The 13,151-nt window shown below is 69.5% G+C and carries 9 protein-coding genes and 1 tRNA gene; 3 read left to right on the top strand and 7 right to left on the bottom strand.

Annotation, left to right across the window (positions count from 1 at the left end; all coding sequences use genetic code 11):
• A complete protein-coding gene (locus tag VGN58_RS10415) occupies window positions 1-897 on the bottom strand; it encodes a GGDEF domain-containing protein (RefSeq protein WP_327483173.1) in 897 nt (298 codons plus the stop codon).
• 95 nt (window positions 898-992) lie between these two features.
• Here VGN58_RS10415 and VGN58_RS10410 point away from each other — a divergent pair, with 95 nt between their 5' ends.
• Entirely contained in the window at window positions 993-3,731 is a 2,739-nt protein-coding gene (locus VGN58_RS10410) for a serine/threonine-protein kinase (RefSeq protein WP_327483172.1), read from the top strand.
• 13 nt (window positions 3,732-3,744) lie between these two features.
• Here VGN58_RS10410 and VGN58_RS10405 read toward each other — a convergent pair whose 3' ends face one another.
• From VGN58_RS10405 to VGN58_RS10380, 6 genes are all read right to left on the bottom strand, one after another.
• On the bottom strand, window positions 3,745-4,653 hold the full coding sequence (locus VGN58_RS10405) for a DMT family transporter (protein ID WP_327483171.1): 909 nt from the start codon (window positions 4,651-4,653) through the stop codon (window positions 3,745-3,747).
• A gap of 501 nt (window positions 4,654-5,154) precedes the next feature.
• Window positions 5,155-6,195, bottom strand: a complete 1,041-nt coding sequence (gene murB, locus VGN58_RS10400; RefSeq protein ID WP_327483170.1) for a UDP-N-acetylmuramate dehydrogenase — start codon at window positions 6,193-6,195, stop codon at window positions 5,155-5,157.
• A complete protein-coding gene (locus VGN58_RS10395; RefSeq protein ID WP_327483169.1) occupies window positions 6,192-7,247 on the bottom strand; it encodes a quinone-dependent dihydroorotate dehydrogenase in 1,056 nt (351 codons plus the stop codon). The genes murB and VGN58_RS10395 overlap by 4 nt, the downstream gene beginning before the upstream one ends.
• A gap of 14 nt (window positions 7,248-7,261) precedes the next feature.
• Entirely contained in the window at window positions 7,262-7,540 is a 279-nt protein-coding gene (locus tag VGN58_RS10390) for a DUF4190 domain-containing protein (RefSeq protein ID WP_327483168.1), read from the bottom strand.
• 146 nt (window positions 7,541-7,686) lie between these two features.
• Window positions 7,687-9,219 carry an aldehyde dehydrogenase family protein gene (locus VGN58_RS10385; protein WP_327483167.1) on the bottom strand — a complete coding sequence of 511 codons (1,533 nt, stop codon included), beginning with the start codon at window positions 9,217-9,219 and terminating at the stop codon, window positions 7,687-7,689.
• A 244-nt stretch (window positions 9,220-9,463) separates the two neighbouring features.
• Window positions 9,464-9,540 (bottom strand) — tRNA-Arg (locus VGN58_RS10380).
• A gap of 115 nt (window positions 9,541-9,655) precedes the next feature.
• Between VGN58_RS10380 and VGN58_RS10375 the strand changes: the two genes are divergently transcribed.
• Together VGN58_RS10375 and thrA are read left to right on the top strand one after the other, a co-directional pair.
• Window positions 9,656-10,111, top strand: coding sequence for a GNAT family N-acetyltransferase (locus tag VGN58_RS10375; protein WP_327483166.1), 456 nt, complete (start codon window positions 9,656-9,658; stop codon window positions 10,109-10,111).
• Between the two features lie 333 nt (window positions 10,112-10,444).
• A complete protein-coding gene (gene thrA, locus VGN58_RS10370; protein ID WP_327483165.1) occupies window positions 10,445-12,937 on the top strand; it encodes a bifunctional aspartate kinase/homoserine dehydrogenase I in 2,493 nt (830 codons plus the stop codon).
• The last annotated feature ends 214 nt before the right edge of the window (window positions 12,938-13,151 follow it).

The raw sequence follows: 13,151 nt of genomic DNA, 5'->3' as shown, positions 1-13,151 counted from the left end.
TCAGTGTTCGATGCAGACCCGGTTGCGGCCTTCGCTCTTGGCGCGGTACAGCGCGGCGTCGGCGGCCGCCATCATGCGGCTGACGGTATCGCGCTCGGGCGTCAGCGCGGCGATGCCGATGCTGACGGTGATGCGCTGCGCCTCGCCGCCGGGGCGGAACACCACCGCCTCCACCGCCTCGCGCAGGCGCTCGGCGAAGCCATAGGCGGCCTCGGGCCCGCACTCGGGCAGCAACACGGCGAACTCCTCGCCGCCGATCCGCGCGGCGGTATCGTCGTTGCGCACGTGCCGGCGTACCAGTCCGGCGATCTGCTTCAGCACGTGGTCGCCGGAGATATGGCCGTAGCGGTCGTTGATCGGCTTGAACAGGTCCACGTCGATGATGCACATGGTCAGTTCGCGCTGGTGGCGCATGGCACGCGCGATTTCCTTCTCGACGGACTCGATGAAGTGCCGGCGGTTGTACATCTCGGTCAGCGCATCGTGGGTGGCGAGCTGGTAGATCTCCTCGTGATAGCTCGCTTCCACGCTGCTGTGGCTGATGAACTTCAGGATGCTCTCGCCGAGCGTGATGTGGTCGCCGTCGGCGAGGGCGGCTTCGCTCACCGGCGCGTCGTTGACGCGGGTGGCGTTGGTGGCGCCCAGGTCGCGGACGCGGTAGCTGTCGCCGTCGCGCCAGATCTCGCAGTGCAGGCGCGAGACGCTGTTGTGCGGGATGTGCAGGTCGGCTTCCTGCGACCGGCCCACGCGGACCCGTGCGGTATCGATGTCCGCGCGCCGGCCCAGGCCCTCGCCGTGGATCACCACCACGCACGCCGACCGGTGCGACGCCGGTCGCGGGCCGTCGCTCAGGACGGTCCGTTGCGTGGTGGGTGGATCGTGGGAATCCCGGGACATGCGAAGGCGACTGGCAGGTGCGGGCCCGAGTGTAACGGATCGGTCGGTCAACTCACGCTTCCGCTACCATGGCCGGGCGCACCGGGGACAGTGGCATGACATCGCATCCGTACGACGACCTCGCACCCACCGAGAGCCTGGCCACGCGCCTGCAGGACGCGCCCACGGCGCCGGACGGCACGCTCGCGCCCGGCGCGCGGCTGGGCCGTTACCGGATCGAGGGTCTGCTGGGGCGGGGCGGCATGGGCGAGGTCTATCGCGCCGCCCAGCTGGAGCCGGTGCGCCGCGACGTGGCGCTCAAGCTGATGCGGGTCCAGCGCCTGCAGGCGCGCCACCTGGCCTGGTTCGAGGTGGAACGGCAGGTGCTGGCGCAGATGCGCCATCCCGCCATCGCCCAGATCTACGACGCCGGCACCACGGAGGAGGGCTATCCGTTCTTCGCGATGGAGCTGATCGACGGCAGCCCCATCACGCGCTACTGCCGCGACCAGCGCCTGTCGCTGGACGCACGCGTGGCGTTGTTCATCCGCGTCTGCGAGGGCGTGCAGCACGCGCACCACAAGGGCGTGGTGCACCGGGACCTGAAGCCCGGCAACCTGCTGGTCGACACGCTCGATGGCCGGCCTGCACCCAAGATCATCGACTTCGGCATCGCCATGGCCGCCTCGCTGGCCGGCGACGCCGCGCTGGAGCGCGCGGGCACGCCCGAGTACATGAGCCCCGAGCAGGCACAGGGCGACGCCACCCAGGTGGACACGCGCAGCGATGTCTATTCCCTCGGCGTGGTGCTGTGCGAACTGGTGACCGGGGTGCGTCCGGATGCGGTGGGCGAAACCTGGGCCGCGGAGACGCCGACCGCGGTGGCGCCGTCGTCGCGCCTGGCCGCGCTGCCCATGGACCAGGCGGAACAGATGGCGCTGGAGCGCGGCCTGTCGCTGGCGCGCATGCGCGACCGGTTGCGGGGCGACCTGGACTGGATCGTGCTGAAGGCGATGCAGCACGATCGCGATGCCCGCTACGGGTCCGTCGCCGCGCTCGCCGATGATCTGCAGCGCTATCTCGATGGTCGCGTGGTGACGGCGGTGCCGCCGAGCCGTCGCTATGCGTGGCGCAAATTCCTGCGTCGCCATCGCGCCGGTGCCTTCGCGGCCGGCGTCGCCTTGCTGGCGTTGCTGGGCGGCCTGGGCCTGTCGCTGTACGGCCTGCAGCAGGCGCGCACGCAACGCAGCCTGGCCGAGGCGCGCAGTGCCGAACTGGAGAAGGTGGCGGCGTTCCAGCAGTCGATGCTGGAGGGCATCGACATCGAGACCATGGGCGTGGGCCTGTCGGAAGGGCTGGTGCGCCAGGTGAGCAGCGTCGACCCGTCGGCGGCCGGCGCGTTCGGCGCCACCCTGGCCAAGACCAGCACCGGCGACCTGGCGCGCGACCTGGTCGACCGCCAGTTGCTGGCGAACGCAGAGGAGGCCATCGCACGCGATTTCGCCGATCAGCCCGACGTGGCCGCCAGCCTGCGCGAGTCTGTCGGCCACGTGTATGCCGCCATCGGCCTCTACGACAAGGCCGCTGCGCATTTCGCGCAGGTGGCCGATTACCGCAGCCGCGTGCTCGGCGAAGGCGCGCAGGACACCCTGCGTGCGCGCAACGACCAGGTGCAGGCGCTGCTGGAGGGCGCGCACATCGACCAGGCCGAGGCCGCGTTGCAGAAGGCGCTGCCGCGCGCGTTCGCGCTGCCGGACAACGACCGCGTGCGGGTGAAGCTGGAACTGGCGCAGGCGCAGGTGATCTCGGCCCGCGGCGACCGGCCGCGCGCGAAGGGCGTGATCGAAGCCGTGCAGGCGCGCTTGCTGGCCAGCGCCGGCGAGCGGGATCCGGCCACGCTCGAAGCGACCAACAACCTGGCCGCCGTGCAGCGCAACCTCGGCGAACTGCCGGAAGCGCGCGCCAACATGGAGAAGGTGGTCGCACTGCGCACCGCCACACTGGGGCCCGACCACGAGGACACGCTGTCGGCCATGGGCAACCTAGCGGTGCTGCGCATCATGAACCGCGAGAAAGCGGCCGCGATCTCCCTGCAGCGCGACCTGACCGACCGCTACGTGCGCAAGCTGGGCAGCGAACACCCGGTCGCGCTGCAGGCGCGCAGCACGCTGGCGACGATGATGATCGACGGCGCCGACGAGGCATCGGTGAAAGCCGCGCTTCCGATGCTGCAGGACGTGCTGGCGGCGCGCGAACGCGTGCTCGGCCGCGACCATCCGCAGACCGTCCGTACGCGGCTGAACCTGGCCACGGCCCACGCGCGGCTCGAGGATTACGCCGCGGCATTGCCGCTGGAAGAGCAGGTCATCACCGCGCGCACCCGCGCGCTCGGCGCGGGCCATCCGGACACCCTGTCCATCCTGGTCAACCACGCCGGCACGCTGCTCAACGCAGGGCAGGCGGAAGCCTCGCTGCGCCTGCTGGGCGACGTGCAGCCGCTGGCGTTGAAGACGCTGGGCGAGAAGCATCCGCAGGCACAGGCCACCATGGTCATCCGCGCCGAGGCGTTGCGGGTGCTCGGCCGCGTACCGGACGCGCTGGCCGAGTACCGGCGCCTGTTCGACCTGCGCCTGCGTGCGCTCGGCGAGACGCACGTGGAAACACGCACCGCCGCATGGAACCTGATCGACACCTACCGCGAACTGGGCCGGCCGGCCGACGCGGAGCCCCTGTACCGCCAGTACATCGCGCCGTTGCTCGCGGCCGATCCGAAGACCCTGGATGACGCCGACGCCGAGCTGGCGAAGCGTTACCGTGAAGGCAGGCGCCCGGGCAAGCAGACCCGGCGCGGTTGATCACGCGCAGCGCTCATTCGCCCGGCTTGGCGCCTGCGCTCGAGGCCTCCGACGCCGCACGCCGGGACAGCACCGCCTCGCGGTGCGCGATGTAGGCATTGGCCCCGAAAATGATGCCGGCCCCGAGCAGCGTCCACCGGTCCAGCGTCTCGTCGAACAGCAGCCAGCCGAAGATCGCCACCACCGGCAATTGCATGAAGCTGATCGGCGTCAGCGCCGACACTTCGCCCAGCTTCAGCGCCCGCGTCCACAGCATGTGACCGCCGGTGCCCAGCACCCCCGACGCGATGACCCAGACCCAGGTGATGCCCTGCGGCCATTCCCACACCGCCAGCGCCGGCACCAGCGACATCGGCACCCACAGCAGCGTGGTGTAGATGACGATGCGATCGGCCGGTTCGGTGTGGGACAGCTGCTTGATCTGGATGGCCACCAGCGCGCTCATCACCGCCGCCAGCACCGCGACCATCGCGTCGACGGTGAACTGCGCCGTACCCGGCCGCACGATGATCAACACGCCCACGAAGCCCAGCGCCACCGCCGTCCAGCGACGTGCGCGCACCTGTTCGTTGAGCAGCGCCGCGGCGGCCAGGGTGACGAACAGCGGCGTGGAATACGACAGCGACACCGCCTGCGCCAGCGGCAGGTGGCCGATGGCCCAGAAGCCGGCCAGCATCGAACAGATGCCGATGACGCAGCGGAACAGGTAACGCGGGAACTGCGTGGTCTTCAGGAAGCCCGGACCATGGCGCAGGATCAACGGCGCCGCCGCCAGCAGACCGAAGAAGTTGCGGAAGAACGCGATCTCGAACGTGTGCAGGGTCGCCGACGCCAGCCGGATCGCCACCACCATCAGCGCGAACAGGACAGTGCTGCCCAGCATCAGCACCGCAGCGCGATAGTGGGTGGGAAGGTTCGGCATCAGCGTTCCCGATCTGCCCCTTCCACCGCCTGCGGGGGAAGACGGGGATGGGGGCGAGCGGAGTCCATGAGCGCGGGTATGCGTTCGATGGGTCGCCGCACTGGCTGCCATCGCGGTTGCCGAGGGCGGTCGGCTTCGGCATCCCCCCACCCCAACCCTCCCCCGTGAACGGGGGAGGGAGCCGTTCCGGGTGGCCGGCCCTCAATCATCACAAGCGCCGGCGTGCGGACCGCATGACGTCGCACAAGCACCGCAGCGCGATAGTGGGTGGGAAGGCTCGGCATCAGCGTTCCTGATCCGCCCCTTCCCCCGCCTGCGGGGGAAGGTTGGGAAGGGGGCGAACGGAGTCCATGAGCGCGGATATGGGTTCGATGGGTCGCCGCACTGGCTGCCATCGCGGTTGCCGAGGGCGGTCGGCTTCGGCATCCCCCCCACCCCAACCCTCCCCCGCACGCGGGGGAGGGAACTGTATCCGAGGCAGGATGAGGATCATGGGAGGGGCTACCAGCTCGCCCCGATGATCTTCGGTTCCGGCTCGATGGCCACGCCGAAGCGCGCCTGCACCGACGCGGCGATCTTCCTGGCCAGCGCCAACAGCTGCGCGCCGGTCGCCTCGCCGTGATTGACCAGCACCAGCGCATGCGCGGCGGACACACCGGTGTCGCCGTCGCGGTATCCCTTCCAGCCACAGGCCTCGATCATCCACGCCGCCGACAGCTTGCGGTTGTGGGCGGCATCGCCGCGGAAGACGGGCAGGGTGGGGTAGTCGACCTGCAGCGCATCGGCCTGCGCCTGCGAGACGATCGGATTCTTGAAGAAGCTGCCCGCGTTGCCGACCACGGCGGGGTCGGGCAGCTTGCGCTGGCGGATGCGGATCACAGCGTCGGCTACGTCGCGTGCGGTCGGATCAGCGATGCCCATCGCCCCCAGCTCGTCCCGGATGCCTGCATAGTCCAGCCGCAGCGCGGGTCGGCGCGGCAGCAGGAATTCCACCGCGGTCACCAGATAGCGGTCGGGATCGTGTTTGAACACGCTGTCGCGATAGGCGAACGCGCAGGCGTCGCGGTCCAGCCGCACGCGCGTGCCGGCGTGGCGGTCGAAGGCGTCGACGCCATGGATGAACTCGCCCACCTCGGTGCCGTAGGCGCCGATGTTCTGGATCGGCGAGGCGCCGGCGGTACCCGGAATGAGCGCCAGGTTCTCCAGGCCGCACAGGCCCTGTTCGAGCGTCCACATCACCAGCGGATGCCAGGCCACGCCGGCATCGGCCCGCACGAGCGCATGGTCGCCATCGTCGGACAGGACGCGCAGGCCGCGCGTGGCCATCGCGATGACGGCACCCGGTGCGTCGCCGGCGAACAGCAGGTTGCTGCCGCCGCCGATCACCAGCGGAGTGTTCTCGGTCGCCTGCGGCAGCGCGAGGACCTCGTCCAGCGCCGCCGCATCATCGACCTCGATCAGCCACGGCGCCCGCGCGGGAACGCCGAAGGTCGTGCGCTCGCGCAACGACGCATGGGCGGTGACGCGATAGCCTGGCGTCATTCCGGCGCCACCGGACCGCCGCTGGGCGCTTCGCGACGGCGGCGGATGGCTTCCACGCATTCGCGGATCAGCTCGGGGCCGCGGTAGACCAGGCCGGTGTAGCACTGCACCAGCGACGCGCCGGCGGACATCTTCGCCACCGCGTCGGCGCCGGACAGGATGCCGCCCACGCCGATCAGCGGGATGCTGTGCGGCAGGCGCGTGCGCAGGCGGCGCAGCACCAGCGTGGCCTGGCCCATCAGCGGTGCGCCGGACAGGCCGCCGGTTTCGCGCGCGTGCGGATGGTCCTGCACGCTCAGGCGCGAGACGGTGGTGTTGGTGGCGATGACGCCGTCCACCTGCATGTCGCCCAGCACCCGGGCCACCGCGTCGATGTCGCTGTCGGACAGGTCGGGCGCGATCTTGACCAGCATCGGCACACGCTTGCCGTGCTGTGCGGCCAGGTCTTCCTGCGCCTCGCGCAGCGTGCCGATCAGCTGGCGCAGTGCCTGTTCTTCCTGCAGCTCGCGCAGGCCGGCGGTGTTGGGCGATGAAATGTTGACGGTGATGTAGTCCGCCAGCGGGTAGACGCGTTCCAGGCAGTACAGATAGTCGGACGCGGCACGCTCGTTGGAGGTGTCCTTGTTCTTGCCGATGTTGATGCCGAGCAGGCCGCGGTCGCGGCGCGCGCGTTCGACGTTGCGGACCAGCGCATCGACGCCGTCGTTGTTGAAGCCGAGGCGGTTGATGACGGCCTGGTGCTCCGGCAGGCGGAACATGCGCGGCTTCGGATTGCCCGGCTGCGGCTTGGGCGTGACCGTGCCGATCTCGACGAAGCCGAACCCCAGCGCGAACAGCGCGTCGATGTGCGCGCCGTTCTTGTCCATGCCGGCGGCCAGGCCCACCGGATTGGGAAAGGTCAGGCCCATCAGCTTGGTCGGCATGGGGGCGATGGGGCGCGCCACCAGCGGCGTGGTGCCGGTGCGGTAGGCCAGGTCGAGCGCCTTCAGGCCCATGCCATGGGCGGTCTCGGCATCGAGGCCGAAGAGGAAGGGGCGGGCGAACGAATACATGGACGCGCGCGGGCTCAGTTCAACGTCGCCAGCCAGGCCATCCCGCCCAGGAACAGGAAGATCACCGCGATGCCGACCACCCACAGCAGCGCCGATACCCATCCCAGGATCAGCCCGCCGATGGCCATGCCGTCGCCGTCCAGCGTGCCCGCACTGCGGCGGATCTCGGCGCGTGCCATGTGGCCGGTGATGATGGCCACGATCGTGCCGATGAAGGGCAGCAGGGTCCAGCCCAGGATGCCGGACACGAGGCTGGCGGTGGCGAGGCTGCTGGTGGTGCGGGCTTGGTTCATCAGGAACTCCGTGCAGGGGTCAGGGAGGCGATGGCGCGGGATCGGGCAGCCAAAAAAAACGCGCCACCCGGCAAGGTGGCGCGATTATCCCAGATGCAGGCCCGTCCGGGGCGGCCGGCATGCGGGCATGCCGGCGGCGCGGCGGATCAGAGGTCGAACTTGATGCCCTGCGCCAGCGGCAGCGAGTCGGAGTAGTTGATGGTGTTGGTCTGCCGGCGCATGTAGACCTTCCACGCGTCCGAACCGGACTCGCGGCCGCCGCCGGTTTCCTTCTCGCCACCGAACGCACCGCCGATCTCGGCGCCGCTGGTGCCGATGTTGACGTTGGCGATGCCGCAGTCGCTGCCGGCCGCCGACAGGAACTGCTCGGCCGCCTTCAGGTTCTGGGTGAAGATCGACGACGACAGGCCCTGCGGCACGGCGTTCTGCATGTCGATGGCCTCGTCCAGCGTCTTGTACTTCATGACGTACAGGATCGGCGCGAAGGTCTCGTGCTGGACCACCTCGTCCGAGTTCTTCAGGCCGGTGACGATGGCCGGCAGCACGAAGTTGCCGGGTCGGTCGATCGCGGTGCCGCCGGTTTCGACGGTGCCGCCGCTGGCCCTGGCCTTGGCGATGGAGTCCAGGAACTGCTGCACGGCCGCCTGGCTGTTGAGCGGACCCATCAGGTTGGCCGGATCCAGCGGATCGCCGATCTTGCCTTCCACCTGCTTGTACGCCTTGATCAGCGTGGCCAGCACGGTGTCGTAGATGGATTCGTGCACGATCAGGCGGCGCGTGGTGGTGCAGCGCTGGCCCGCGGTGCCGACCGCGCCGAACACGATGCCGGGGATGGCCAGCTTCAGGTCGGCGGTCTCGTCCAGGATGATGGCGTTGTTGCCGCCCAGTTCCAGCAGGCTGCGGCCCATGCGGCGCGCGACGCGCTCGCCGACGGTGCGGCCCACCTGGGTGGAACCGGTGAAGCTGATCAGCGGGATGCGCTTGTCGTCGACGAACTGCTGCGCCAGTTCCACGCCGGCGTCGTTGATCAGGAAGAAGATGTCCGGGAACCCGCCTTCCTTCAGCGCCTCGTTGCAGATCTTCATGCTGGCGATGGCGGTCAGCGGCGTCTTGTTGGACGGCTTCCAGATGCAGATGTCGCCGCAGATGCCGGCCAGGAACGCGTTCCACGCCCACACCGCGACCGGGAAGTTGAACGCGCTGATGATGCCGACCAGGCCCAGCGGCTGGTACTGCTCGTACATGCGGTGGCCGGGACGTTCGGAGTGCATGGTGTAGCCGTACAGCATGCGGCTCTGGCCCACGGCGAAGTCGGCGATGTCGATCATCTCCTGCACTTCGCCGTCGCCCTCGGGCTTGCTCTTGCCCATTTCCAGCGCGACCAGCGAACCCAGCGCGTCCTTGTGCCTGCGCAGGGCTTCGCCGCACAGGCGGATGGCTTCGCCGCGACGCGGCGCCGGGGTGGTGCGCCAGATCTTGAACGCGGCCTGCGCGCGGGCGACGACCTTCTCGTAGTCGGCCTGGCTGCTGGCGTAGACTTCGGCGATCACCTCGTTGGTGGTCGGGTTGATCGACTGCAGCAGGCCGGCGTCGGTGGTCGTGGACCACTCACCGCTGCCGAGGTAGGTGCCGGAGTTGGTGGGGGCAAGGCCGAGGGCCTTGAGGAGGTCAGCAGGCATGGAAGCTCCAGGGTCGTTGCGCGGGATGCCGCCGGAAGGCGCAGCATCGGAAGAGGTGCGCGATTCTACCAGAGACGGCCCGAAGGACCTCGCGTAAGTCCGTGTTTTTCCAGTGATTCCGGGCCCATCGACGATTGCGCGGAACGCCGATGATTCGGTGCCGGGCTTTGCTCGGATTGCCGATGCGGGAACGGATCGATCGTCGATTCGCCGAGGCGCGCAGCCGGCGCGGCGATGGGAAAGATGGTGACCCCGGCGCGATTCGAACGCACGACCTGTCCCTTAGGAGGGGACCGCTCTATCCAGCTGAGCTACGGGGCCATCGGCGCCGATTCTCGCACGAAGCGGGCCGCGGCACGACGCATGGACGCGCAGGCCATGGTCCGCCCGCGGTCCGCGTGGCACTGTGGCGTCGGTCCCCCACCTGACGGCCCGCATGGACATCCGCCTCGACGATCTTCGTCATCCCGCTGTCGCCGCCCTGTTGCGGGAGCATCTGGACTGGATGCATCGCACGTCGCCACCGGAGAGCGTGCACGCGCTCGACCTCGACGCGCTGCGCGGGAGCGACATCAGCTTCTGGGCGGTGTGGGATGGCGAGACGCTGGCCGGCTGCGGTGCCTTGCGCGCGTTGGATGCGGGCCATGGTGAAGTGAAGTCGATGCGCACGGCGCAGACGCATCTTCGCCAAGGCGTCGCGCAGCGGATGCTCGACCATATCGTCGGCGAGGCCCGCCGGCGCCGGTACGGGCGACTGAGCCTGGAAACCGGATCGATGGCGTACTTCGCACGGGCACGTGCGCTGTACACGCGCGCAGGCTTCGTTCCCTGTGCCCCGTTCGGCGATTATGCCGAGGACCCGAACAGCGTCTTCATGACCCGCACGCTGTAGGGCGCACGCCATTGGTTTCAGTTGCATCCATATGAAATCCCTGGGTTTGTTGCGTCGCAACGCTTGACAGCCCCCCGGGGTGGCGTGCTTTTCTTCGTCCATGCACCCGCATGCCTCGCACGCCATGTTGTCCACGCCGGCCCCGTTGCCGGCGATGGGGCGCGCGGATGCCGGATGCACGTCCATTACCACCACCATTACCACCCTGACTCGTCGGGTGCGGCTGGTTGTGTTCGCGTAAACCGCAGACCACGGCCCCGCACCCGGATCAGGATGCAGGGCCACCCCACTTCCTGATGCCGTGCCGGGCCTCCTACCCGAGGTTCCTGACCCATGTCGTCCCGCAACGCCGAAGTCGAACAGCCCAAACCGCGCACCGTCGTCCACAAGTTCGGCGGCACCTCCGTCGCCGACGCCGAGCGCTACCGCCACGTGGCGCAGTTGCTGCTGGCGCGCGACGAGGACGTGCAGGTCACGGTGGTGTCGGCGATGAAGGGCGTCACCGACGCGCTGATCGAACTCTGCGAGCTGGCGGCGGAGAACCGACCGGAATGGCATGACGCCTGGCACGCCCTGCGCGCGCGCCACCGCGGCGCGGCCGTCGCGCTGCTCGGCGAGGCGGCGGGGCCGGTGATCGAATGGGTGGACGAGCGGTTCAAGCGACTGGAGGAGATCCTCAACGCGCTGATCGTCATCGGTGGCCTGCCGGAGCTGGTCCTGCAGCGCGTGCAGGGCCTGGGCGAAGTCTGTTCCGCGCGCCTGCTGGGCGAGTACCTGTCCCTGCAGGGCGAGGACTGCGCGGTGCTCGATGCGCGCGAAGTGCTGCGCGTCGATCACGGCGAACTCGGCGTGGTGGTCGACTGGGAGACCAGCGCGCAGCGGCTGGCAGCGTGGCAGGCCACCCATCCGCAGCGCCGGGTGGTGGCCACCGGGTTCGTCGCGCGCGATCGCGAGGGTCGCTTCACCACCCTCGGACGCAACGGCAGCGATTACTCGGGGGCGATCTTCGCCGCGCTGTACGACGCCGCCGAGCTGCACATCTGGACCGACGTCGACGGCGTGCTGTCGGCGGACCCGCGGGTGGTGCCCGAAGCGGTGCAGCTCGGCGCGCTGAGCTACGACGAGGCCTGCGAACTGGCGTACTTCGGCGCCAAGGTCGTGCATCCGCAGACCATGTCGCCGGCGATGGAACGCGGCCTGCCCATCATCATCCGCAACACCTTCCATCCGGAGCATCCGGGCACGCGCATCACCGCCGAGCGCGACGCGGTGGGGCCGGTGAAGGGACTGACGCTGAGCGCCGACCTGGCGCTGCTCAACCTGGAAGGCACCGGCCTGATCGGCGTGCCTGGCACCGCCGAGCGTGTGTTCGCGGCCTTGCGCAACGCGCATGTGTCGGTGGTGATGATCTCGCAGGGCTCGTCGGAGCATTCGATCTGCTGCGTGGTCAGGGCCAGCGAAGCGGCGAAGGGGCAGGCGGCGCTGCTGGACGCGTTCGCGCACGAACTCGACACTCGCCAGATCCAGCGCGTGCAGCGTCGCGACGGCGTGAGCGTGCTGGCGGCGGTCGGCGACGGCATGGCCGGTACGCCCGGTGTGTCCGCACGGCTGTTCGGCGCGCTGGGCCGGGCCCAGGTCAACATCCTGGCGATCGCGCAGGGCTCGTCCGAACGCAACATCTCCGTGGCCATCGACAGTGCCGATGCGACCAAGGCGCTGCGTGCGGCGCATGCCGGCTTCTGGCTGTCGCCGCAGACCTTCGCGGTCGGCGTGATCGGGCCGGGCAACGTCGGCGGCGCGTTGATCGAACAGCTGCGCCTGGCGCAGCCGCAGCTGCTCGGCAAGGCCAACCTCGACCTGCGACTGCGCGCGATCGCGTCCAGCACGCGCATGCTGCTGGACGAGCGCAGCATCGGCGCGGACTGGCGTGCGCGCTTCGAGGCCAGTCCGCAGCCGGCCGACCTGGACCGCTTCACCCAGCACCTGCTGTCGGCGCACATGCCGCATGCGGTGATCGTGGACTGCAGCGCCAGTCCGGTGGTGGCGGACCGTTACGCCGACTGGCTGGCGGCCGGCATCCACGTGATCACGCCCAACAAGCAGGCCGGCGCCGGCCCGCTTGCGCGCTACCACGCCATTCGCGATGCGGCCGCCACCAGCGGCGCGCGCTTCCGTTACGAGGCCACGGTGGGCGCCGGCCTGCCGGTGATCTCCACGCTGCGCGATCTGCTGGACACCGGCGACACGGTGTTGTCGGTGGAAGGCATCTTCTCCGGCACGCTGGCGTGGCTGTTCAACCGCTTCGACGGCAGCGTGCCGTTCTCGCAGCTGGTCACCGAGGCGCGCGGCCTGGGCTATACCGAGCCGGATCCACGCGATGACCTGTCCGGCACCGACGTGGCGCGCAAGCTGGTGATTCTGGCGCGCGAGGCCGACCGCGAACTGGCGCTGGAAGACGTCCAGGTCGAGAGCCTGGTACCGGAGGCGTTGCGGCAGGCCAGCGTCGACGACTTCATGGCGCGGCTGGGCGAGGTCGATGCCGGGTTCGCCGCGCGGCTGGCGAAGGCGTGCACGGCCGGCAACGTGTTGCGCTACGTCGCACGGCTGGACGAGGCCGGCCGCGCAAGCGTCGGTCTGGTGGAACTGCCGGCGACGCATGCGTTCGGCAACCTGCGCCTGACCGACAACATCGTGCAGTTCACCACCCGCCGTTACTGCGACAATCCGCTGATCGTGCAGGGCCCGGGCGCAGGTCCGGAAGTCACCGCCGCCGGCGTCTTCGCCGACGTGCTGCGGGTGGCGGCAGGGCAGGGGGCGAAGCTGTGAATTTGGGGAGAAGCGTTTTGCGACACGGATCAAAGCGGATAGAAGCAGATGGAAGACGTGCAGTCGGTGCGCAAGACGCACCGGTGCAGCCGGGCACGACGCGTCGAAGTACCCCCGGATTCGCTGCCTTAGCGTCAGCGCTCTCATCCGCCTTGATCCGTGTCGATCCGTGTCTAACCGCTTCTCGCCATGACGACGGGCAAACGAGGAGTTC

Origin of the sequence: Pseudoxanthomonas sp. (genome assembly GCF_035999195.1) — a bacterium.
GTDB lineage: Bacteria > Pseudomonadota > Gammaproteobacteria > Xanthomonadales > Xanthomonadaceae > Pseudoxanthomonas_A.
Note: the sequence above shows the minus strand (reverse complement) of the source record. Positions and strands in the feature narration are given on the sequence as shown.

Excerpts from the sequence above, each read along its gene's own strand:
- VGN58_RS10395 (WP_327483169.1), bottom strand. The coding sequence starts at position 7,247 with ATGTATTCGTTCGCCCGCCCCTTCCTCTTCGGCCTCGATGCCGAGACC.
- VGN58_RS10385 (WP_327483167.1), bottom strand. The coding sequence starts at position 9,219 with ATGCCTGCTGACCTCCTCAAGGCCCTCGGCCTTGCCCCCACCAACTCC.
- VGN58_RS10375 (WP_327483166.1), top strand. The coding sequence starts at position 9,656 with ATGGACATCCGCCTCGACGATCTTCGTCATCCCGCTGTCGCCGCCCTG.
- VGN58_RS10415 (WP_327483173.1), bottom strand. The coding sequence starts at position 897 with ATGTCCCGGGATTCCCACGATCCACCCACCACGCAACGGACCGTCCTG.
- thrA (WP_327483165.1), top strand. The coding sequence starts at position 10,445 with ATGTCGTCCCGCAACGCCGAAGTCGAACAGCCCAAACCGCGCACCGTC.
- VGN58_RS10410 (WP_327483172.1), top strand. The coding sequence starts at position 993 with ATGACATCGCATCCGTACGACGACCTCGCACCCACCGAGAGCCTGGCC.
- VGN58_RS10390 (WP_327483168.1), bottom strand. The coding sequence starts at position 7,540 with ATGAACCAAGCCCGCACCACCAGCAGCCTCGCCACCGCCAGCCTCGTG.
- VGN58_RS10405 (WP_327483171.1), bottom strand. The coding sequence starts at position 4,653 with ATGCCGAACCTTCCCACCCACTATCGCGCTGCGGTGCTGATGCTGGGC.
- murB (WP_327483170.1), bottom strand. The coding sequence starts at position 6,195 with ATGACGCCAGGCTATCGCGTCACCGCCCATGCGTCGTTGCGCGAGCGC.